The organism is Salinirubellus litoreus, from assembly GCF_037335815.1.
GTDB lineage: Archaea > Halobacteriota > Halobacteria > Halobacteriales > Haloarculaceae > Salinirubellus > Salinirubellus litoreus.
The window spans coordinates 514,967-535,719 of the sequence record NZ_CP147841.1; the positions used below are offsets into that span (position 1 = coordinate 514,967).

General features: G+C 69.2%; 18 protein-coding genes. 13 read left to right on the forward strand and 5 right to left on the reverse strand.

Annotated features, from left to right (window positions below; all coding sequences use genetic code 11):
* Positions 1 to 11: 11 nt before the first annotated feature.
* Both WDJ58_RS02645 and WDJ58_RS02650 read right to left on the reverse strand, forming a co-directional pair.
* Positions 12 to 1,103, reverse strand: a complete 1,092-nt coding sequence (locus tag WDJ58_RS02645; protein WP_338916078.1) for a DUF373 family protein — start codon at positions 1,101 to 1,103, stop codon at positions 12 to 14.
* Between the two features lie 121 nt (positions 1,104 to 1,224).
* Entirely contained in the window at positions 1,225 to 1,650 is a 426-nt protein-coding gene (locus WDJ58_RS02650) for a GtrA family protein (RefSeq protein ID WP_338916079.1), read from the reverse strand.
* A 369-nt stretch (positions 1,651 to 2,019) separates the two neighbouring features.
* Here WDJ58_RS02650 and WDJ58_RS02655 point away from each other — a divergent pair, with 369 nt between their 5' ends.
* Positions 2,020 to 2,553, forward strand: coding sequence for a BGTF surface domain-containing protein (locus tag WDJ58_RS02655; protein ID WP_338916080.1), 534 nt, complete (start codon positions 2,020 to 2,022; stop codon positions 2,551 to 2,553).
* A 70-nt stretch (positions 2,554 to 2,623) separates the two neighbouring features.
* Positions 2,624 to 3,685 carry a radical SAM protein gene (locus WDJ58_RS02660; protein ID WP_338916081.1) on the forward strand — a complete coding sequence of 354 codons (1,062 nt, stop codon included), beginning with the start codon at positions 2,624 to 2,626 and terminating at the stop codon, positions 3,683 to 3,685.
* Positions 3,686 to 3,883: 198 nt separating this feature from the next.
* On the opposite strand, the gene WDJ58_RS02665 is transcribed toward WDJ58_RS02660, so the two are convergent.
* A complete protein-coding gene (locus WDJ58_RS02665) occupies positions 3,884 to 5,791 on the reverse strand; it encodes a PAS domain-containing protein (RefSeq protein ID WP_338916082.1) in 1,908 nt (635 codons plus the stop codon).
* Positions 5,792 to 6,000: 209 nt separating this feature from the next.
* Here WDJ58_RS02665 and WDJ58_RS02670 point away from each other — a divergent pair, with 209 nt between their 5' ends.
* Together WDJ58_RS02670 and WDJ58_RS02675 are read left to right on the forward strand one after the other, a co-directional pair.
* Positions 6,001 to 7,317, forward strand: coding sequence for an LLM class flavin-dependent oxidoreductase (locus WDJ58_RS02670; protein WP_338916083.1), 1,317 nt, complete (start codon positions 6,001 to 6,003; stop codon positions 7,315 to 7,317).
* Positions 7,318 to 7,413: 96 nt separating this feature from the next.
* Complete coding sequence (locus WDJ58_RS02675) at positions 7,414 to 8,070, forward strand: HAD family hydrolase (protein ID WP_338916084.1); 657 nt, start codon at positions 7,414 to 7,416, stop codon at positions 8,068 to 8,070.
* A gap of 218 nt (positions 8,071 to 8,288) precedes the next feature.
* Here the strand turns inward: WDJ58_RS02675 and WDJ58_RS02680 are convergent, their stop codons facing one another.
* Positions 8,289 to 9,047 carry an alpha/beta fold hydrolase gene (locus WDJ58_RS02680; RefSeq protein ID WP_338916085.1) on the reverse strand — a complete coding sequence of 253 codons (759 nt, stop codon included), beginning with the start codon at positions 9,045 to 9,047 and terminating at the stop codon, positions 8,289 to 8,291.
* Positions 9,048 to 9,450: 403 nt separating this feature from the next.
* On the opposite strand from WDJ58_RS02680, the gene WDJ58_RS02685 reads away from it, so the two are divergent.
* From WDJ58_RS02685 to WDJ58_RS02710, 6 genes are read left to right on the forward strand one after another with little or no spacing between them, the layout of a single operon-like run.
* Positions 9,451 to 9,678, forward strand: coding sequence for a hypothetical protein (locus WDJ58_RS02685; protein ID WP_338916086.1), 228 nt, complete (start codon positions 9,451 to 9,453; stop codon positions 9,676 to 9,678).
* A 1-nt stretch (position 9,679) separates the two neighbouring features.
* Complete coding sequence (locus WDJ58_RS02690) at positions 9,680 to 10,585, forward strand: glycosyltransferase (protein ID WP_338916087.1); 906 nt, start codon at positions 9,680 to 9,682, stop codon at positions 10,583 to 10,585.
* Positions 10,586 to 11,893, forward strand: a complete 1,308-nt coding sequence (locus WDJ58_RS02695) for a sulfatase (protein WP_338916088.1) — start codon at positions 10,586 to 10,588, stop codon at positions 11,891 to 11,893.
* 2 nt (positions 11,894 to 11,895) lie between these two features.
* The gene (locus tag WDJ58_RS02700; RefSeq protein ID WP_338916089.1) at positions 11,896 to 13,212 is read left to right on the forward strand and encodes a glycosyltransferase family 4 protein; all 1,317 of its coding nucleotides are present in this window, start codon (positions 11,896 to 11,898) and stop codon (positions 13,210 to 13,212) included.
* Positions 13,209 to 14,579, forward strand: coding sequence for a sulfatase (locus tag WDJ58_RS02705; protein WP_338916090.1), 1,371 nt, complete (start codon positions 13,209 to 13,211; stop codon positions 14,577 to 14,579). Before WDJ58_RS02700 ends, WDJ58_RS02705 begins: the two co-directional genes overlap by 4 nt.
* Before the next feature lie 2 nt (positions 14,580 to 14,581).
* Complete coding sequence (locus tag WDJ58_RS02710; protein ID WP_338916091.1) at positions 14,582 to 16,882, forward strand: DUF2206 domain-containing protein; 2,301 nt, start codon at positions 14,582 to 14,584, stop codon at positions 16,880 to 16,882.
* Positions 16,883 to 16,917: 35 nt separating this feature from the next.
* Here the strand turns inward: WDJ58_RS02710 and WDJ58_RS02715 are convergent, their stop codons facing one another.
* Positions 16,918 to 18,258, reverse strand: coding sequence for an aryl-sulfate sulfotransferase (locus tag WDJ58_RS02715; protein ID WP_338916092.1), 1,341 nt, complete (start codon positions 18,256 to 18,258; stop codon positions 16,918 to 16,920).
* A 107-nt stretch (positions 18,259 to 18,365) separates the two neighbouring features.
* On the opposite strand from WDJ58_RS02715, the gene WDJ58_RS02720 reads away from it, so the two are divergent.
* From WDJ58_RS02720 to WDJ58_RS02730, 3 genes are all read left to right on the forward strand, one after another.
* The gene (locus tag WDJ58_RS02720; RefSeq protein WP_338916093.1) at positions 18,366 to 18,746 is read left to right on the forward strand and encodes a hypothetical protein; all 381 of its coding nucleotides are present in this window, start codon (positions 18,366 to 18,368) and stop codon (positions 18,744 to 18,746) included.
* A 323-nt stretch (positions 18,747 to 19,069) separates the two neighbouring features.
* Positions 19,070 to 20,515, forward strand: coding sequence for a sulfatase (locus WDJ58_RS02725; RefSeq protein ID WP_338916094.1), 1,446 nt, complete (start codon positions 19,070 to 19,072; stop codon positions 20,513 to 20,515).
* A 35-nt stretch (positions 20,516 to 20,550) separates the two neighbouring features.
* A complete protein-coding gene (locus WDJ58_RS02730; protein WP_338916095.1) occupies positions 20,551 to 20,745 on the forward strand; it encodes a hypothetical protein in 195 nt (64 codons plus the stop codon).
* The last annotated feature ends 8 nt before the right edge of the window (positions 20,746 to 20,753 follow it).

The window sequence follows — 20,753 nt, forward strand, 5'->3', positions numbered from 1 at the left end:
CGCTCCCGGGCCTACTGTGCGGCCTCGACGTCCGGCGGGCGTGGGAAGCGCTGTTCGGCGACGGCGAACGCGAGCGTGCTCATCACGCCGAGCAGCGTCCCCCCGGCGAGCGCCGCGGCGAGGTACGACAGTTCGACCGCGCCGAGGAAGAACGCCGCGAGCGCGTGGGCGACGAGCGCGATAGCGAGCACGTAGAACGGCGCGTTGAGGTAGCGCCAGCGGAACCCCCCCGAGAGGTACTCGTCGGTGATCCGCCCGAGCGAGGCGATGACGCCGGCGGCGGCGACCCACTGGACCGCGCCGTAGACGGCCGCGGCCGCGATGACGCCGACGGGGAGTTCCGGGCTGCCGGCCCGGACGCTCTCGACCGACTCGACACCGCTGAACCCCCCTACGAGGAAGAGGGCGGCAGCCACGAAGTAGGTGACCAGCTGGACGCGCCCGCCGTACAGCGCCTCCCGCACGCCCTCGAACGCGTCGTCGACGGTCTCCTCGAGGCCGAGCCCGCGGGCGAGGACGTAGAGCCCCAGCAGCGCGGAGACGGCACCGAGCGTCGATCCGGGGAGCCCGATCGAGTCCGCGAGGATGGCGATGGGGTAGATCAGGAGCAGGATGCCGAGCGGGACGAGTATCGTCCCGCGCGTCTCGGGGTCGTCGAGCACCTGCTTCATCGTGTAGTACATCGACTCCAGGTTCTGGGCCTGCCGGACGACCACCCGGCGGACGCCGTCGATTGGCACCCGCGAGCGGATGACCGGGACGACCGACTCGTCCTGTGCGCCGTCGGTGACGACGAGCGCGCGGACGTCCTCGCCGGTGGTCAGGGAGGCGAGGACGGTGTCGACCTCGTCGCCGACCTTCCGGTTGGCGGCGACGTCGCTCCCGGCGGTCCCCGTGACCGCGGCCACCTCGACGGCCTCGTCGTCGATGGAGTCGTAGAGGTGGATCCCGGCGAACATCACGTTCACGTCGGAGTCCTCGGGGTCGACGGTGGCGAGGTCGGTCGCCGCCCGCTTTACGGCCTCCCGGCCGATGACCGGCGTCCGGTGACCGGTCTTCCGACCGAGGTCGTCGTCGAGGTCCACGCACAGTACGAGCAGCACGGCTCGGATCGTGCTACGCCCTCCCCGGTTAACCCTCTTTCGCGTGCGTCACCTGGTGACACGCTTCCGGGAGCGACGTATCGCACGCATCACCTCCACGAGACTGCGCGCCGATCGTCACTCAGGTCGCTCCCCACGTCCAGCGCGAGTCGAGGGCGTAGCGGTAGACCCCCGAGATGGAGACCGCGACGAGGTTCGCGACGAGGTACATCAGTCCGAGGGCGTCGACGAAGACGAACAGCAGGCCGGCCTGGATCGGGATGGCCGACCCGCGGACGAGGTTGGTCCGGAACAGCCCCCCGAGGAACGGCCGCAGGCCGTCGTTCGAGCGGTCGCGGAACGTCCAGGCGTTGTTGATCACGTACTGGGAGAGGATGGTGATCTCGATGGCGACCACCGTCGCGAGGAGGTAGTAGAGGTCACCGACCTCCACGAACGCCCAGAGGAGCGCGGTCTGGAGGCCGGTAGCGAGGACACCGACGACACAGAACCGCCAGAGGCGGTCCGTGGCGAGTCCGTCGAAGGGGTGCCCTACGGAGACGGACATACGTCTACGTTCGACTCATCCCATAAATCATCTCCCGTTCGCGGCGGTACCTGCCCGTTCGTCGCCCGCGCCGACACCGGGGGCGGGGCGCACACTACCAGTTCACGCCGTGTTCGGCCGGATCGGCGCTCGATCCCGGCGCGGATCGGTGGCGCTGGCGTCCGCGATACCGAGGGTGGAGACTCTCACGACGATGGGGGCCTGCGGATGGCGACCGGCTTCGGTGTTCCGGGGCCGGTACACTGTGACGACGGGTAGGCGACAGGCTTCGAGAGCCGTTTGAGTCACCCGAAGGCCCTTCGAACCGCCCACCGCACCCTCGACCGAGACCACTCGCGAGGGTGGTCGGAGTTCGAACGGCCCTCCACCATGTACGCACGCAGGACTGCGGCGCTCCTCGTGCTCGCGACCCTGCTGGTCGCGGGCGCGGGGGTCGCCACCGCGACGGGTGCATCGCCGGCCGCACAGGCCGAGAACGCGACGGTCGACCACGACGGCGAGGCCGCGACGCTCGTGACCGGTCCGAACGCGACGGTCACCGGGGAGACGTCGCTGGAGGCGGGATCGAACCTGACGGTCGCCATGAAGTCCTCGGGCGAGAGCCCGTTCCTGTTCACGAACGCGACGACCGTGCGCGAGGACGGGCGGTTCGTCGCCACGTTCGACCTCTCGGAGGTCACGGACGGGACGAACGCCACGCTCACGGTCCGCGCGGACGGCGAGCGGCTGACCGAGGTGCCCACCCGGCTCGTCGCCGAGTCGACGCCGACGGCGAGCCCCACCCCGGCGACGGGGTCGCCTACCCCTGCGAACACGAGTTCGGGTGACGGTCCCGGTTTCGGTGCCCTCGCGGCGGTCGTGGCCGCGGTCGGAACGGCGCTGATCGTCAGCCGGCGAGCGTAGCCGGAACGGACGATCCGTCGGGACGAGACGCACGACTTTTCCCCTCTCGTCCGGTATCGGGGACAAGCGAATGATATCGAAGGGCTGCGAGCAGTGTGCCAAGGGCGGGAAGATGGTCCTGTTCGTCTACGGCTACTGCGACCAGCGCGACTGTTTCTACTGTCCCCTCGGCGAAAACCGCAAGAACGTCACGACCACCTACGCGAACGAGCGGGTCGTCGAGGAGGACGAGGACATCATCCAGGAGGCGAAACGGATGGACGCGCTCGGCACCTCGATCACGGGCGGGGAGCCCCAGGAGGCGATGGGGAAGACGACGCGGTACCTCCGCCTGCTGAAGGAGGAGTTCGGCGAGGACCACCACACGCACCTCTACACGGGCATCACCGGCGGCCGGGAGAACATGCGGCGGCTCGCCGAGGCCGGCCTCGACGAGATACGCTTTCATCCGCCCTACGAGCAGTGGGGCGACCTCCACGGGACGGAGTGGGAGGAGATCCTCTACGTCGCCCGCGAGGAGGGGCTGACCCCGGCGTTCGAGATCCCCGGTATCCGCGCCGAGCCCGAGTTCCTGGCGTTCCTCGACGAGGGCGCGGCGGAGTTCTGTAACATCAACGAGTTCGAGATGTCCGAGGGGAACTACCGGCGGATGCAGGAGGAGGGGTACGAGCTCCGCGAGGGCCACATGAGCGCCGTCGAGGGCTCGCACGGCATCCTGGAGGAGATGGGCGACCACCCGAAGGTCTACTTCTGTACGAGCGTGTTCAAGGACGCCGCCCAGCACCGCAACCGGCTCAAGCGCATGGCGGAGAACGTCCGCCGGTCGTTCGACGACGTGACGGACGACGGGACGCTCGTCTACGGGAAGGCGTGGGTCTCGGAAGCAGAACTGGATGCACTGGGAGTCCCCGAGGAGTTCTACACGGTGAAGTCGAACCACGTCGAGATGGCGTGGTGGCTCCTCGAGGAGATGGTCGATGAGGGCGACCTGGAGCGGGGGGAGGTCGTCGAGCAGTATCCGACCGTCGACGGGACGGTGGTCGAGCGGACGCCGTTGGACGGCGGGACCGCAGGGAGCGAGGCGACCGAAGCCCCGGAAAGACGAGCGGCGACCGCGGGGAGCCGGGAGTAGCGGGGCCGCAGCGACCGCAGGGAGCGAGGCCCCGGTGAAACGAGCGGGGAGCGTAGCGACCCGCGAGTGGCGAGGGTGCAGCGAGCGAAGCGAGCGAGCCTCGAACACACGAGTGGCGACCGCAGTACCGTAAGCAGCGAAGCGCAGACGACGGCGATCGCCCCGGAGCCGCGAGGGGGAGCGTAGCGATTCCCAGTGTTACCCGAACTCGACGCCCCGTATCTCGAAGCGCGCGCCGCCGTCGTCGCTCTCGGAGAGGTCGATGGTCCAGCCGTGGGCCTCGACGATCCGTTCGACGATGGCGAGGCCAAACCCGGTACCCTCCTCCGAGGTCGAGAACCCGTGTTCGAGTATGCGGTCCCGCTCCTCGGGCGGGATACCGAGGCCGTCGTCCTCGACGTAGAGCCCGTCGTCGAGGTCACCGACGGTCACCACGACGCCGGCCGAGGCGTGCTCGACGGCGTCGTCGGGTCCTGCCCGACTGCCCGTGGAGCCGTGCTCCACGGCGTTTCGAGCGAGGTTCTCGACGACCTGTCTGAGTCGGCTCTCGTCGGCCAGGACGACCCGGTCGGTCTCGATCCGGAGGGTGGCCCCGTCGGTCCGGACGCTCGCCCAGCTCTCCTCGACGATCCCCGCGAGACGGACTCGCAGCGGGTCCTCGACCGTCTCGCCCTGCCGGGCGAGCGTCAGCACGTCGTCGATGAGCCCCTCCATCCGGGCGGCGGCCCGTCGGCAGGCTGTGAACTGCTCGGGGTCGCCGGTCTCCTCGGCGAGGTCGAGCGATCCCTGGAGCACGTTCAGCGGGTTCCGGAGGTCGTGAGAGACGATCGAGGCGAACTCCTCGAGCCGCTCGTTCTTGCGGGCGAGGCGCTCGTTGGTCCGCTGGCGTTCGAGCTCGTAGCTCACCCACTGCGCCATCAGGTCGACGAGGGTTACCTCCCAGTCGGAGAACGGCTCCGTACGGGGCTCCTCGTCGTAGAAGCAGAACGTCCCGTAGACGTCGCCGTCGACGAGGACCGGCGCTCCGAGGTAACAGGAGATGCTCCACTCCGTGTGGCCGGCGCGTTCGGCGAGGTCGGCGTCGCCCGCAACATCCTCGATGACGAGCGTCCGTTCCGTGGCGACCGCCCGCTCGCAGTTCGTCGCGGACAGGGGGACCGTGTCGCCGGCCGCTATCTCGCCGCCGGGCGACCGCACGTGCTCGAAGACGTACGTCCTCCCGTCGATCCGCGAGAGCGTCGCGTAGCCGGTCCCGAGCACGTCCCGCCCGATTTCCATCAGTTCCCCGACCTGCTCCTCGAACGACCGGTCCACGTCCGAGATGACGTCGTAGAGCTCGCGGAGTACGCGCTCGCGGGATTCGATCTCCTCGGCCTGGCGCTGCCGTTCCGTGACGTCCCGAAAGAAGACCGAGAGCCCGCTCCCGGAGGGGTACGCCCGGACGTCGAACCAGATCTCGAGGGGTTCGTAGTACTCGCGGAAGGTGACGGCCGCCTGTGTCCGCATCGCCTCGTGGTACTTCTCGTAGAACGTCGTCCCGACGGCGCCGGGGATCTCCGCCCAGAGATCCAGGCCCTCCATCGCGGCGGCGGGAACGTCACGACCCATGGCCGCCGAGAGGATATCGGCGGCCCGGTCGTTGACGTACGTGAGTCGCCACTCCGTATCGACGGCGAAGAACGCGTCGGTCATCCGGTCGAGGACGGCTCGCCGTTCGCGCGCGCTCGCCCGCCGGTCCGTGACGTCCCGTCCGATACCGCAGAAGCCCGGCCCCGCACCCATCCCCTCGGCGATCCGGGCCGTCCGGAACTCGTAGGGGATCCGCTCGCCGTCGCTCGTCACGACGGACGCCTCGACTCTGGTCCGACCGGTCTCGAACGTCTCGGCCACCGCCGCCATCACCCGTCGGACGTCCTCGCCCTCGAAGAAGTCCGCCGGGCTCATGGAGGCGAGTTCCTCGTCGTCGTAGCCCGTCACCTCGACGACCGCCCGGTTCCACTGGTGGAAGCGCCCCCGCTCGTCGAACGTGAAGAAGAGGTCGTCGAGCGTGTCGAGCAGGGAGCCGGCGAGCCCGCCCGAGATGGTGCTGATGGAACGTTCTGACATGAGAACCCCGCACGTACCGCCGTCCGTGATCGATCTATTGGGGGTGGGCTTCGGATATAAACCCGAGGAGTGAATCGTCGACGGATCCCGGGACGTTCGCCGATCCAGGGGCCGGCCGGATCCCGTCGGTTCCCTGGACGTCGGTCGATCCGTGTTCACCCGTCGCCGCACCAACCCTTATCACGGGAACCCGCCCAATCGCGTGTCGTATGGCAGAGTTCACCGTGGTCCACAACGGATCGACCAACCTCCCACTGAAGCGGACCGGCGAGGACGGGCTCGTGATCCCCGACGCCACGATCGCGGAGCTACACGAGGACTGCCGCCGGGTGCTCGAAGACCAGGTGCGCCACGGTGTGCTCGCCGAGGAGTACGGGTTCGACCGCATCAGCTACACCGAACACCACTTCCAGCTGGCGGGTGCGGAGTTCAGCCCGAACCCCCTCATGACCGAGATGGCCGTCGCCGCCCGGACCTCCGAGATCAGGCTCGTCCAGCTGGCGAACATCGTCAACTGGCACGACCCCATCCGGTTCGCCGAGCAGACCGCACAGCTCGACGTGATGAGCGGCGGCCGGGTCGAAGTAGGTGTGGGTCGTGGCTATCAGCCCCGGGAGAACGAGATACTCGGCCAGTACTGGGGCGGGACCGTCCAGGACCAGGAGAAGAACCGCGTCGCGTTCGACGAGAAGCTCGAGATCATCCGGAGAGCCTGGACCGAGGACGCCTTCTCGTACACGGGGGAGTACCACTCGATCCCCCCGAAGCACACCAAGTGGCACCACGAGCAGGAGCGGCGCTACCTCGAGGACGAGGCCTCCGAGTACGATCTGGAGGACTACATCGACTGGAAGGAGGGCGACCTCTACTCCTCGGGGCTCTGGTCACCGGTCGTCTCCGGCGGGTCGACGCTGACCGGGCTGTCGGTGTTCCCTCAGCCGGTCCAGGAGCCACACCCCCAACTCTGGCAGCCGGTCACCTCCTACCGGTCGGTCCGGTACGCCGCCGAACACGGGATGAACGGCATCTCGTTCGGCGACCCGAACGTGGGCAAGAACATGGCCCGCTACCACGAGGCCGCCGAGGCGGCGGGCTGGCCCGACCACCGCCCGGAGCACGACGGCGAGCCGTTCGAGTTCGGCTGGGACGAGGAGCGGGGGCGGGGGCTCGCCACCGGGCTCTGGGTGTTCAACACCGAGGTGGCGAGCGAGGAGACGTTCGAGCGGTGGAAGCTCGGGCTCGAACACGGCTGGGACTACTTCGGCCCGTTCGGGTTCAACCGCGCCATCACCGGCGACGTCGACGAGCGGGCGACCGCCGAGGCGATCATCGAGAAGGGGGTCGCCATCGTGGGTGACGGCGAGGAGATCGTCGACGGGATCGCCGCGCTGAAGGAGGAGACGGGGACCCACGACCTCCACCTCGGCATCTTCTTCGAGTCGGCGGGGGTGGACGGCGAGGTGGCCGACGAACAGCTCCGGGCGTTCGGCGAGGAGGTCATCCCGTACTTCGAGGACGAGGGCTGAGCCCGACCGGGAACGTCCTCCGTCTCGGGCGGGTGGACACCCCGGCCGAGGGTGGCGTCGAAAGACCCAATCCGGTCCGCTCGATCCAGTACATAGATGACCTCCCTCGCCGGGACCGGCATCTGCTTCGACATGGACGGTGTGCTCGTCCAGTCGGAGGAGTTCTGGGTCGCGGAGCAGCGCACGCACATCCTCCCCACGACCGCTCCGGACGACGACATCCCGGTGTCGGCGATCACCGGGCGGAACTACCGGGAGGTCTACGACGATCTCGTGGCCGAGTACGACGTCGCGGTCTCCCGGGCGGAGTTCGAGGCCCTGTTCGAGTCCGCGGGGGAGCGCATCTACGGCGAGCAGGCGCGGCTCCTCGACGGGACCCACGACCTGCTGTCGACGCTCGCGGCGGAGGGTGCGGCCCTCGCGCTGACGACCTCCTCGCCGCACGCCTGGATCGCGCTCGTCGACGAGCGCTTCGGGCTGACCCGCCACTTCGACGCGGTCGTCAGCGCCGACGACATCGACGGCCCGGGGAAACCAGCGCCGGGGATCTACGAGCGGGGGGCCGCCGAGCTCGACCTCCCACCGGAAGCCTGCGTCGCCGTCGAGGACTCGACGGCCGGCGTTCGGGCCGCGGTCGACGCCGGGCTCTACACCGTCGGGTTCCGGGGCGACGGGGACGAGGCCGACCTGTCGGCGGCCGACGAGACCGTCACCGGCATCGACGAGCTGCGGGCGGCGCTGCTCGACAGTTAGTCGACCCGGATCGCCACCCGGTTGCGCGTAGACGCGTCTCCCTCGCCGGGTCGTGGTGCCGTTCGTACCGGACCGCCTCGCGGACGGGAGAGCGCCCGAGAATCCGACGACCGTGCTCATAGGGATCGTCGTAGTCGTTCATGGATTTCCCGCCGAGAATCACGCCCCGTGACCCACGTCGAACGGTCGAATCCTCCGGCTGGCTACGATGATCCCCATCAGAACCCCGCCCGCTCCGCGAGGAACGCCCCGACCGCCTCGTTGAACGCCTCGGGCCGCTCGAAGTTGACGGAGTGACCCGCCTCGTCGATCGTCGCGGTCGTGACGTCCTCCATGCGGTCGGCCAGTGCTTCGACCGCGTGGGGCGGCATGAACGGGTCGAACTCGCCGGCGAGAGCGAACGTCGGGACGCCGGCGAGCCGATCCGGGTCGGTCTCGAACGACTCGACTGCCGGGTGCACCTCGTCGAACGACGGGTGCGCGTGGCGGTTCAGTTCCGCGATGGATTCGGAGAGGAACGCCCGTTCGGGGTCGAGCGGGTCGGGATCGGGGACGGTCCCGGCCTCCGCGAGGAGTTCCGCGTGACGCTCGCAGGGCAGGAGGCCGGCAGGCGTCCCCGAGAGGACGAGCGCGGCGACCCGATCGGGGTGGCGGGTGGCGAACGCGGCCGCCGTCCACCCGCTCATCGAGTGGCCGACCAGGGCGACCCGGCCGTCTCGCTCGTCGACCAGATCACCGAGCACCGCCTCGAGGTCGTCGACGAACGCCGACGGACCGGGGCCATCGGGCAGATCCGTCGAGAGGCCGAACCCCCGCTGGTCCGGCGCGAGGACGCGGTGCGACTCGGCGAGAGTCGGGACCTGCTGCCACCAGGAGAGGTGGTTGCCGCTGAACCCGTGGAGGAGGACGACCGGCGGCCCCTCCCCGTTGATCGAGCAGAACAGATCCGTCCCGTCGACGGGGACACGTTCGAGCATGGTGGGGAGTGAGGCGGCGGCCGACGGCTTAGAGCTGGTGCCGCGGCGCGGTCGCGTGGGTGACGTGAGCGTGACCCGCCCGCCACGCCGTAAGTCTGCCGGGGGTAGCAAGCTATTAATGCCGGCACGCGGAAGCCCCTGCCGACCAGCTCCTGGACGGATGCGAGCGGGGGCGAGTGGTCGCCCGTCCGGTCTCGCCGTCCGCCGGACGAGCGCGGAGTCCGAATCGGACCCTCGGTCGACACCCGACGGCGTGCCGACGACGACAGCACTCGGCCGCCGGGTCGCGCCTCGCCGCTCGCTCCGGGGACCGCGGGGGGCGGTACTCCCCGACCGCCCCGCCCGTAGTAACTTCGGGTATCGAAGCGCTGGATTTAACCGTCGTAATCGTAATTCGTGTGGTATGAGCCACCGTGACGAACGCCGCTCGCTCCCCCTCTCGACCGATCTCGTCGAGCGGGTCGAGCGCCGCCTGCCCCGGACCGACTTCGAGACGCCCGAGGCGTACGTCACGTACGTGATGGAGGAGGTGCTCTACTACGTCGAGTCGGAGACCGACGAGGAGTTCGAGCCCGTCGACGAAGCCGACGTGAAGGACCGCCTCCGGTCGCTCGGTTACCTGAACGAGTAGGATGAGCTGGCCGTCGGTCTCCGTGGTCATCCCGACGAAGGACGCCGGTTCGGAGTTCACGGAGCTCCTCTCGCGGATCGCCGACCAGGACTACCCCGCGCCGGTCGAGGTCGTCGTGGTCGACTCGGGCTCGACCGACGGGACTCGCGATCTGGCGCACGAACACGGCGCGACGGTGCGTCGCATCGCCTCCGACGAGTTCCACCACGCCCGGACCCGGAACTACGGGGCCGAGTGTGCCTCGAACGAGGTCGTCGTATTCACCGTCCAGGACGCCCGCCCGCTGAACGAGCGGTGGCTCCGGTCGCTCGTCGGCGCGCTCGACGGGGACGGCGTCGGCGTCGCCTACGGCCGACAGCTGGCCTACCCGGACGCCAAGCCGATGGACCGCTTCTTCTACGAGTACTTCTACCCGGCCGAGCCACGGACGATCACCCCGGACCAGGTGTCGGACTCCCGCGAGTTCTACCTCCAGAACGTCTTCGTCTCGGACGTCACGGCCGCGGTCCCCCGCGAGGTCTGGTCCGCGGTGCGGTTCGACCCCGACACGCCGATGTCCGAGGACAAGGAGCTCGCAATCCGGCTGCTGGAGGAGGGGTACAGCCTCCGGTACGACCCGACGGCGGCGGTCTACCACTCCCACGCGTACACGCTCGACAGCCTGTTCCAGCGGCGCTACGACGACGGGGCGGCCTACGCCGACATCGTCCCGGACGGCGAGCGCGCCTACATCTCGAACGGGCTCACCTACGTCGCCGCGGAGATCAGGCACCTCCTCTCGAACGGCGAGTGGGAGTGGCTCCCCTACGCGATCGTCTACGACGCGGTCCACTTCCTCGGCTTCCAGCTGGGCCGGCGCGACGGCCGCCTCCCGCAGCCGGTCAAGCGCGCCCTCGGGGTGGTCTGAGTGGCCGTCGAGAGCGTCCTGCTGGTCACCGTCGACGCGCTCCGGGCGGACCACTGCGGGTTCATGGGCTACGGGGGGGCGACGACGCCGTTCCTCGACTCGCTCGCCGACGAGTCGCTCGTCTTCGAGTCGGCGTTCGCCGTCGGGCCCGGCACGCCCTCCTCGTTCGCCTCGCTGTTCTCCTCGCGCTATCCCCTCGAATTCGGCGGCTACGAGGAGTTCTCCGCGACGCGACCGTCGCTCCCCGAGCACCTCGGTCGGCGGGGGGTGACGACCGCCGGCGTCCACTCGAACCCCTACCTGTCGAGACACTACGGCTACGACCGTGGGTTCGACCACTTCGAGGACTCCTTCGAGGAGACCGACGAGCCGGGGCTGTTCGACCGCGTGAAGACCGAGGCCGGGGCGCTGCTCTCGCGCAGCGAGACGGCCTACCGCCTCGGCCGGCGGCTGTTCCTCGCCGTCTTCGACGAGGAGAAGCCGTACGTCGACGCGACCGAGACCACCGACCGGCTCCTGGACTGGCACGCCGACGCCGCCGGTCGGTCGTTCGCCTGGGCGCACTACCTCGACGTCCACGGGCCGTACCTCCCGCCGGACGAGTACCTCGACAGCGACCTCCCGCCCTCGCGGGTGGAGGCGCTGAACGAAGCGCTCGCGGCCGGGGAGAGCGATCCCGACCTGACCGAGCGGGACCTCGCCGACCTCGAAGCGCTGTACGACGGCGAACTGCGGTACGTCGACGCCGAGCTCGAACGGCTGTTCGGAACCCTCGAAGGGCGCGGGCGGCTCGGCGACACCGCCGTCGTCGTGACCGCCGACCACGGCGAGGAGTTCATGGACCACGGCCACCTGGGCCACCACCCCCACCTCTACGACGAACTCGTCCACGTCCCGCTGCTGGTGTGGCTCCCCCCCGAGGCGCGGGGGTCGTTCGACGTCGACACGAGCGGTCGGACCCCGGGGCAGGTGAGCCTGCTCGACGTCGCACCGACCGTGACGGACCTGCTCGGCATCGAACCCGACTCGCGGTTCGGCGGCCGGTCCGCGCTCCGCGAGTCCGGCCACCCCGTCGTCTCGGAGGTGTCGAACCCGCACGGCGTGCTGAAGGTCGACGAGCGGTTCCGGAGGCGGTCGGTTCGCGAGGATGGGTGGAAGCTCGTCGTCGGGCCGGACGGCGAGGAGCTGTACGACCTCGCGGCGGACCCCGGCGAGCGGGAAGATCTCGGCGATGAGCGACCCGACCGGACGGCCGAGCTACGGACGACGCTCGCCGAGGAGCGCGGGATCGACCCGGGTACGGTGTGACCGTGCGGGTCACGTTCGTCCTGCCGAGCGACGCCTCGACGGGCGGGGTACGCGTCGTCTACGAGTACGCCGATCGCCTGATAGCGCGCGGACACGAGGTGACCGTAGTGGTCCCGCAGGTGCCGCCCTACCCGTTTCGACTCCTCCGCGAGCAGGGGCCGCTGACGGTCGCAGGGAAGGCCCTCGACGCCTCCGGTTCCGGTGGCGGAACCGGGTGGGGGACCGATGCCACCCTCGTCCGGGTACCGATCCTCCGCCGGCCGTTCCTCGACCGGGTGCCCGAGGGGGACGTCGTGGTCGCTACCAGCTGGCGGTCCGCGCCCGCCGTCTCCCGACTCCCCGCCTCGGCGGGACGGCCGTTCCACCTCATTCAGCACTACGAGGCGTGGAAGCTCTGGGACGACGAGCGGTGCTGGCGGCGCGCCGAGCGGCTCGCCGACCGGCGGGACCTCCCCGTTCCGGCCGCGATGGCGGCGGTCGATCCCGGTCTCCGGCTCCGCGGGTACAAGCGCCGCGTCGACGACGCCCTCTCGCTACCCACCCGGAAGCTCGTCGTCACCGAGTGGCTCGGAACCGCGCTCGACCGCGTGTTCGACCAGCGCTCGACGCGGATCCCGAACGGCATCGACCACGGGACGTTCTACCCCGATCTCGGTCCCGAGGACTCGGCCGACACACTCCGCGTCCTCGCGCCCTACCGGACCGCGGCGTGGAAGGGGACCGCCGACGCCGTCGGGGCGTTCCGCCGGGTCCGGCGCGAGCGCGATGACGTTCGCTTCGGGATGTTCGGACCCTCGGGCGGGGAGTCCGACCTCCCCCCGTGGGTCGAGTTCCACGGTCGCGTCCCCGACTCCCGATTGCGGCGGCTCTACTCCGAGGCGGACGTATTCGTCTTCCCGTCGTGGGCCGAGGGGTTCGGCCTCCCGCCGCTGGAGGCGATGGCCTGCGGGACGGCGGTCGTCTCGACCGACGTGGGGATCGTCCGCGAGTCGGCCGACGGGGGCATCGTGCGGGTCCCCCCGCGGGACCCGGCCGCGCTCGGCGAGGCGCTCGCCGGGCTGCTCGACGACCCGGAGCGACGGGCGGCCGTCGCGTCCGCCGGTCGTGGGGTCGTCGACAGGTTTAGGTGGCGAGATTCCGTCTCCGCACTCGAAACTGCCCTCGCGAACGGCGACAGCGCGGTCGACACCGGAGACCGCGACAGCGCGGCCGGTCCAGGCCGCGACAGCGCGACCGACCCGGACCGAGACGGTGCGGTCGAGTCCGCCGCCGACGCCGGTCGCGGAGGGCCCACTGACGGCTCGGGTGATACCAGGTGAAGCGTAGCATCGTTCTCGTCACGCTCGACGCGCTCCGGGCGGACCACTGCGGATACGTCGGGTACGACCGGCCGACGACGCCGACCATCGACCGCCTGGCGAGCGACGGTCTCGCCTTCGAGACCGCCGTCGCGCCCGGGACGAACACTCCCTCCTCGATGACTGGGATCTTCACCGGACAGCACGCCGCCCAGGACGTCGCGTTCGCGCCCGCGAAGGCATGGCGGCGCGACCTCCGGTACCGTACGACGCTCGCCCAGCGGCTCTCCCGTCGGGGGTACGCGACGGGGGCGGTCCACCCACAGGTCCACGCCTCCAGGCACTTCGGGTTCGACAGCGGGTTCGACCACTTCGAGGACTTCCTCCCCGCAGAGGGAGAGCGATCGCTCCAGAACGCGCTCCTCCGGCGTATGTTCGCCGGGAGCGGTCTGTTCTCGACCCTGCGAAACGTCCGGAACGTCCTCGCGCGCGACGAGGCGCTCACGCCCTGGGAGGAGTACTACGACGACGTCCTCGGGTGGGCGACCGACCGGGACGGACCGTTCTTCCTCTGGACGCTCCTGCCCGACACCCACTTCCCGTACCTCCCGCCCGCCGAGTACCGGCGCTGGAGTTCTCGGAGGGAGATGTACCGGGCGAACTACGACTGCTACCGCCACATCGGCGACACCGACGTCGACCTCTCCGAGCGAGCGCGACGGCGTATCGTCGACACGTACGACGACACGATCCGGTACTCCGACGCGTTCGTCCGCCGGCTCCGCGAGGACCTCGGGGATCGGGGGATCGATCCGGTGTTCGTCGTCCACGCCGACCACGGGGAGGCGTTCGGCGAACACGGCACCTACGGCCACCTCGCGTACCCCTACGAGGAGGTGACGCACGTCCCGCTCGTCGTCCACGGCACGGAGGAGACGGGCCGGGTCGAACGGCCGTTCTCGCTGCTCGACCTCCCCGATCTCCTCGTCGCCGTCGCGGACGACCGGCCGCTCGCCGACGTGTACGGTCCCGGTGGTGCCAGCCACGGATCGAGCGGTGACGTCGCCGCAGTCCGGGAGAACGGCGGGGCCCCGCGGGGGCGGGAGGACGGCGGACTCCACGGACCTCCCCCGTGGGCCATCACGCAGGTCCGCGACGACGGCAGGCAGGTGACTGCCATCCGCCTGCCGGGGTGGAAGTACGTCGACCGCGGCGGGGAGGAGGACGATCAGCTGTTCGCGCTGGCGGCCGACCCCACGGAACAGCGGGACGTGAGCGACGACCACCCGGAACTCCTCCGGGCCTGCCGGCGGCTCCGGGACGCACAGTCCGTCGCGAACGCCGAACGGGACGCCGTCCACGGGGCGTTCGACCGGCTGGAGGCCTGACGGTGGCGTCCACACCGGGGAACGCGACCGAAACGGGGACGACGACGGTCCCCCTCCCGGCCCTCCCGGGGGTCTCGGTCCCGCGAACGCCCGCCCTCGTCGCCGTCCTGAACCTCGCGCTGCTCGCCCTCGTCGCAGTCCCCGAGGGCGACGGGCCGGTCGGGGCCGTCCGGGCCGTCTTCGCCGTCGCGTACCTCTCGCTCGTGCCGGGGGGGCTGGTGGTCGGGCTGCTCGACCCCGAAAGCGCGTTCGGGACGGTCGAGCGGGGGCTTTATGCGCTCGGCCTGAGCCTCCTCTCGCTGATCTTCGTCGGCCTCGTCCTGAACACCGGACTCCCGTTCCTCGGGGTGGACGCGCCGCTGCGGCCCGTTCCACTCGCGCTCGGGCTCGGCGTCCTCACGACGGCGCTCGCCGCCGCTCACCAGCGCCGGGGGACGGATCCCCTGTCGTCGCTCCCCCGACCGCCCGGTGGCGTCCGGGAGTGGCGGGTTGTCCTTGCCTTCGCGCTCCTCCCCGCCGTCGCGCTGGTCGGGGCGTACTCGAACCGCGTCTTCCTGACCAACCTCCCGTCGATGGTCTTCCTCCTGCTGGTCGCGGCGCTGCCGTTCCTGTTCGTGAGGGGCGTGATACCCGAGCGGCTCCTCCCGTTCTGCATCTACGCGACCGCGGTGGGGCTGCTCGTCTTCGGCTCCCACCACACCCCGTTCATCTCCGGCCGGGACGCAAACTGGGAGTACTACTTCGCGAACCTGGTCCTCGAGCGGGGTCGGTGGGACCCGGCGATCAACTTCAAGGCGGACGTGATGCTGGGTATCTCGCTGATCCGCCCGAGCTACGCGATGGTGAGCGGGCTGTCGCTCACGGGCGTCTACAAGTACACCTCGCCGCTCCTGTTCGCGGCGGTGCCCGTCGGCGTCTTCCACCTCACCCGTTCGCGACCCTGGACGTCGGTCACCGTCGCGTCGCTCTCGGCGTTCCTGCTCGTCTCGTTCTGGAGCTTCTACGTCAAGCTCTCGCACAACTACCGCCAGCAGCTCGCGATGACGTTCCTCGTGCTCCTCGTGATCGCGTGGGGGCGGACGCGCGGGACGGGACGGGCCGCCAGGACCGGCGCGCTCCTGCTCGTCGCGTTCGGATTCGGCCTCACCGTCAGTCACTACGGGACGGCGTTCATGTTCATGGCCCTCTCGGGGTTCGTCGCGGGCGTCGCGCTCGCCGTCGTCCTCCTCGACGACCGCCTGGAGTGGTTCGAGGACGCCCCCCGGAAGCTCCCCCTGGTCGCTCTGGGGGCGTTCTTCGTCCTCGGGATGACCTGGTACATGTACATCGGGAGCGGCATCCTCTTCAACCAGTTCTCGCGCATCGGCGGGAAGATACTGATCGACCTGTTCGGGCTCCGGACCAGCCTCAGCGCCACCGGGGGATCGGGAGCCCGCTGGGTCACCCGCGACCTCTACTCGATTTCCTACGAGGTGTTCCGGTGGCTGAACTACGTGACGGCCGGGTTCGTCACGGTCGGGTTCCTCGCGACGGTCGTCCGCGACCTCCGGGCCCGGACGCTGGCCCGACTCGAGTACGTCGTGTTCTCCGCCGGGTGTGGCCTCCTCCTCGTCACTGCCGTGCTGTTCCCCTCGGCCAACCCCATCGACCTGGCCCGGCTCTACCCGGTCACGCTGTTCTGGATCGCCCCGCTCTGTATGGGCGGCGGGCTGCTCGTCCTCCGTGGGGTCGGGCGCGCCCTCGGTGGCGGGCTCGGCGGGGCCACCGGAACCGACCGCAGACACCTCGCGCTCGCCGCGTTCTTCGCCGTCTTCCTGCTCTACTCGAGCGGGTTCGTCCCCGCCGCGACGGGGGAGTTCCAGTACAACGAGGCGCTCGTCGTCGAGGAGCACCTGGAGGACCCGACGATCATCGCCGACAGCAGCGCCAGTACGCTCCTCGCACGGGACGTCGCGGGTGCCCGGTTCCTCGCCGACCATCGCGAGATCACCTACCCGGTCCTGACCGACTTCTCGGGGGTGTTTCTCTGGAGCTACGGCGAGGTGCCGAGACAGGACCGGTGGCCGCCCGTCGAGAGCGCCACGCGAGTGAGTATCGGCGGCCAGTCCCCGGCCGAGATCCCCGAGGACAGCTACGTGTTCTTCCGCCCGGTCAACACCGAGCGGGGTATCCTCGTGGCGAACGTCGGCTCGGCGAAGTACTCCGGAAGTGAGAACCACGTCGCTGCCGCCCCCTACATCCACGGCGTCGGCGCGCGGAAGGCGCTGGTCTACTCGAACGGGGGCGCTCGCATTTACGTCTGAAACCCGGAGATCCGCCCCCGGAGTCCCGCGTCCCCTCACCGACCGAGCGCTCGGAGCACTCGACGGAGAACCGACAGCTCCCAGCCGGCCCAGACCGCCACCGTGACGCCCAGCCCGCCCAGGACCGCCATCTCCGGGAAGTGCATCCACGGCGGCAGGATCCACCGGACGGCCGCGATCAGCGGGGCGGGGAGGATCGTCCAGAGGATGCGGCCGGGGCTGATACCGCCGGATCCTCCGGCGTCGGATTCCGAGTTGCCGGTCGACGGTTCCCCGCTACCGGCACCCGTCGGCTCGACCGCCGGCCCGTCCGCGCTCTCGGGCCCCGTCTCGAGTCGCTCGGCCTCGTAGGGGCGGTGGGCGGGGACGCTCCAGACCACCTCGCCGTCACCGTCGACCTCGATCACCCGATCGTTCCGCGTGTCGGTGATCAGGGTGTGTCCGTTCGGGAGCCGGTCGGCGTCCCGCGGCCAGGAGAGCCCCGCCGAGTACGTCCAGGTCCGCTCCCACTCCCCCTCGGTCCGGTGGTACTCGACGATCCGGTCGTTGTCCGAGTCGGCGACGAGTAGCGACGGGCCGCCGTTCTCCGGGGCGATGTAGTCGGGGTTGTGCTGCTCGTGGAGGGTCCCGTGGGCGTCGTCGGAGCCGAGCGTCCAGTTCGACACGACGCCCGTCTCGCGGTCGATGCGCACGACCTGATCCATATTGCGCACGCTGGCGAGGATGTCGCCGTCGGGGAGCTGCTCGACGTCGTTCATGTGGGTCCAGTCGCCGTCGGGGTCGCCGCCGGCCGAGGGCGGGTACGCGTCCCGAGCGTCCCAGGTCCAGACCGTCTCGCCGGTGCTCACGTTCACGACCTGGACGCTGTCGCGGGCGATGTCGGCGACGGCGTACTCGGTCGGCGAGAGCCGGTCGACGTCGTGCCACCGTCCGCCGGTCGTGACGTTCGTGTAGAGCCGCCGGACCTCCCCGGTCTCGAGATCGACCGTCTCGATGGCGTTCAGAGTCCCGCCTCCGGGGTTCGGGTACGTCGCGACGTAGACGATCCGGTCGTCGGAACCGGGGAGCGGGTCGACGTCCCAGTAGTCGTTGGCGTCGTCGTCGAAGTACCGGACCCGGCCCGCGGCGTCGTAGACGATCATGTCGCCGTCGTCGCCCTTGAGCATCGACGCCCGGACCGACTGCGTGGTGACGACGGTCGTCCCGTTCCGCGGTGCGACCATCGGCTCGCGCTCGGAGAGGGGTCTGTCCATCGCCGCCTCGAACCGCTCGGTGCCGCTCGTCGCCTGGTAGGCGCGGTACTCGCCGGCGAGGTAGAGGGCTCCCCCGAGGACCAGGACGAGGACGACGAGACGGACACCGGTCGACCGTTCCATCGTCCGATGGATATCCGAGAGGCTTATTAAGCCGTTGGGACTGCCGAGGGAACAGCGCGGAGCCGGAAGACTGAACCCTTTTGTTCGACTGCGGCGAACGAGCGGGCGTGAGCGACCCGGACGACGAGGGAGATTCGGACCCCGACGGCGGCCCGAACGCCGACCTCGGCGCGTTCGTCGGGACGAGCGCGGCGGCCGAGGAGTCCTACGTCGTCGACGTCAAGCGGTCGGCCCGCCGCGCCAGCGCGGGCGCGGGCGAGTGGGTCCGTGACGAGGGGCGGGTCCGCGAGTTCGACTCGAAGGACGAGGCGCGAACGTGGGCGGCCGGGCTCGACGGTGACCGAACGGTGTGGATACAGGACGCGGTCCCGCACGACCCTTCGGGCGTCGACGGCTACCTCGTCGCCCGACGGTACGACCCCGAGCGGAGCCGCGCCCGCGAGCAGACGGCCGCCACCGCACAGACCCCGCTCGGAAGTCGGGAGTGAGCCCGCCGGTTCTCAGCCCCGGCCGCCGGCCAGCCTCGCGGCCGCCGGCAGCCCGCGCAGCCGGAACATCGAGAGCGTGCCGAGCGCCGGACCGATCGCGAGTGGCGATCGAAACGGTACAGTAAGTTGCAACGTCGGGGGCTAGCCGTATCTCTCTTCGCGAGTCCCGTAGCACGCGATACGGCAGGCTTACTCCGATCAACGCCCTTTATTCCGGCTTTACTCTATCGGTTGCGTCCAATAAATTGATTAGATCGTAGAGGGTTGTTCCCCCGTGAGGGATACAACTGGCTCGACTCCTGAGAGGCGATAGAGATCCATATATGAGCTCTAATATCGTTCTGATCGTTCTGGATACTGCACGGCAAACGACCGTCCAGCGGCTACTAGAGAACGGGGATCTCCCGGCACTGGAACGAATCGCGGAGGAGGGGATACAGTTCACCTCGGCCGCTGCGAACGGGGCTTGGACACTCCCGACGCACGCTTCGCTGTTTACGGGGAAGCGAATCAGTCGGCATGGAGCACACGCCGGGAGTAAATATTTCGACCCAACGGGCTGGACGCTTGCCGAACGCCTCTCCTCGGTGGGCTACCGAACCCTCGGAATATCCGGAAACGTGTGGGTGAGCCCGGAGTTCGGGTTCGACCGGGGGTTCGATAACCTCTCGATGAAGTGGGATCGCTTCTGGACCAGCGCGGATCTCTCTTCGGTTTCATCGGCGACCGACACTCGGACCAAAGTCGAAGAGTTGCTCAACCAGATGACTGTCACGAACACGCCAGCGACGCTTCTCAACTCGCTATACGCTACCCTCTTCTCGAATCGAAAGGACGACGGGGCGGAGAACAGCACTCGACGGGCGATGAAATGGTTCCGGTCGAAAGGACGGGATAACCAGCCCTTCTTCTTCTTCCTCAACTATATGGAAGCCCATCTGGAGTACGATCCGGTCCCGAAGTATCGGGAGCGATTCGCCACTGGTGTAGACGAAGAACGGATCGAAGCTATAAATCAGGACCCCTGGGAGTACATCCTCGGAAAATCTCACCTCTCCGACGAGGATTTCCGGATACTCGAATCGCTCTACGAAGCCGAAATCGCGTATCTCGACGAGCGGATCGGGCAGCTGTACGATACACTCGAACAACTGGATCTCCTCGACGAGACAGCGATCATCATCGTCGGCGACCACGGGGAGAACATCGACGACCACGGGATGATGGATCACCAGTACTGTCTCTACGAGACGCTGATGAACGTCCCACTCCTCGTTCGTCCCCCGGGTGGGGGAGAGGGGAAGACGGTCGAAGGGATCGTGGAGACGAGAGACGTTTATCCGACGATCCTCGATCTCGCTGGTATTCGGGAATCGGACGACACGGAGGTCTCGAACAACAGCCTCCTCGCATCACCGGAGAGGGAGTACGTGATCGGCGAGTATCGAGCGCCACAGCCGTCGATGGACGCCCTGGAGTCGCAGTACGGAAACCTCCCACGATCGATGCGGGAGTACGACAGGGCTCTGAGAAGTGTTCGCGTCGGGGATTGGAAGCTCATCGAGGGATCGGATGAGACCGTAGAACTGTACGACCTCGGTGAGGACTGCGGCGAGACAGTCGATCTATCGACCGAACACCCCGACACGGTCGCCGAACTCTCGGATATACTCGATAGCGAAGATATTCCGATATCCCCCGCATCACAGGGACGAGTGGAAATGAGTACGTCGAGTCGGAGCCGGCTCGAGGACCTCGGCTATCTCTGAGTACGGGTCTGCCCCGACCGGAGTGCGGATTATCCGTGCACGATAGGCCTACCGACTACGTATCATTTGATCCAGGAACCGCCACCCCAGGCACGGCTATCAACCAGGGCACACCTCTGCCGAACGGCGTCGACGGCTACCTCGTCGCCCGACGGTACGACCCCGAGCGGAGCCGCGCCCGCGAGCAGACGGCCGCCACCGCACAGACCCCGCCCGGAAGCCGGGAGTGAGCCCGCCG

Coding starts and splice junctions, on each gene's coding strand:
- WDJ58_RS02650 (WP_338916079.1), bottom strand. CDS start 1,650: ATGTCCGTCTCCGTAGGGCACCCCTTCGACGGACTCGCCACGGACCGC.
- WDJ58_RS02655 (WP_338916080.1), top strand. CDS start 2,020: ATGTACGCACGCAGGACTGCGGCGCTCCTCGTGCTCGCGACCCTGCTG.
- WDJ58_RS02660 (WP_338916081.1), top strand. CDS start 2,624: ATGATATCGAAGGGCTGCGAGCAGTGTGCCAAGGGCGGGAAGATGGTC.
- WDJ58_RS02665 (WP_338916082.1), bottom strand. CDS start 5,791: ATGTCAGAACGTTCCATCAGCACCATCTCGGGCGGGCTCGCCGGCTCC.
- WDJ58_RS02670 (WP_338916083.1), top strand. CDS start 6,001: ATGGCAGAGTTCACCGTGGTCCACAACGGATCGACCAACCTCCCACTG.
- WDJ58_RS02675 (WP_338916084.1), top strand. CDS start 7,414: ATGACCTCCCTCGCCGGGACCGGCATCTGCTTCGACATGGACGGTGTG.
- WDJ58_RS02680 (WP_338916085.1), bottom strand. CDS start 9,047: ATGCTCGAACGTGTCCCCGTCGACGGGACGGATCTGTTCTGCTCGATC.
- WDJ58_RS02685 (WP_338916086.1), top strand. CDS start 9,451: ATGAGCCACCGTGACGAACGCCGCTCGCTCCCCCTCTCGACCGATCTC.
- WDJ58_RS02690 (WP_338916087.1), top strand. CDS start 9,680: ATGAGCTGGCCGTCGGTCTCCGTGGTCATCCCGACGAAGGACGCCGGT.
- WDJ58_RS02715 (WP_338916092.1), bottom strand. CDS start 18,258: ATGGAACGGTCGACCGGTGTCCGTCTCGTCGTCCTCGTCCTGGTCCTC.
- WDJ58_RS02725 (WP_338916094.1), top strand. CDS start 19,070: ATGAGCTCTAATATCGTTCTGATCGTTCTGGATACTGCACGGCAAACG.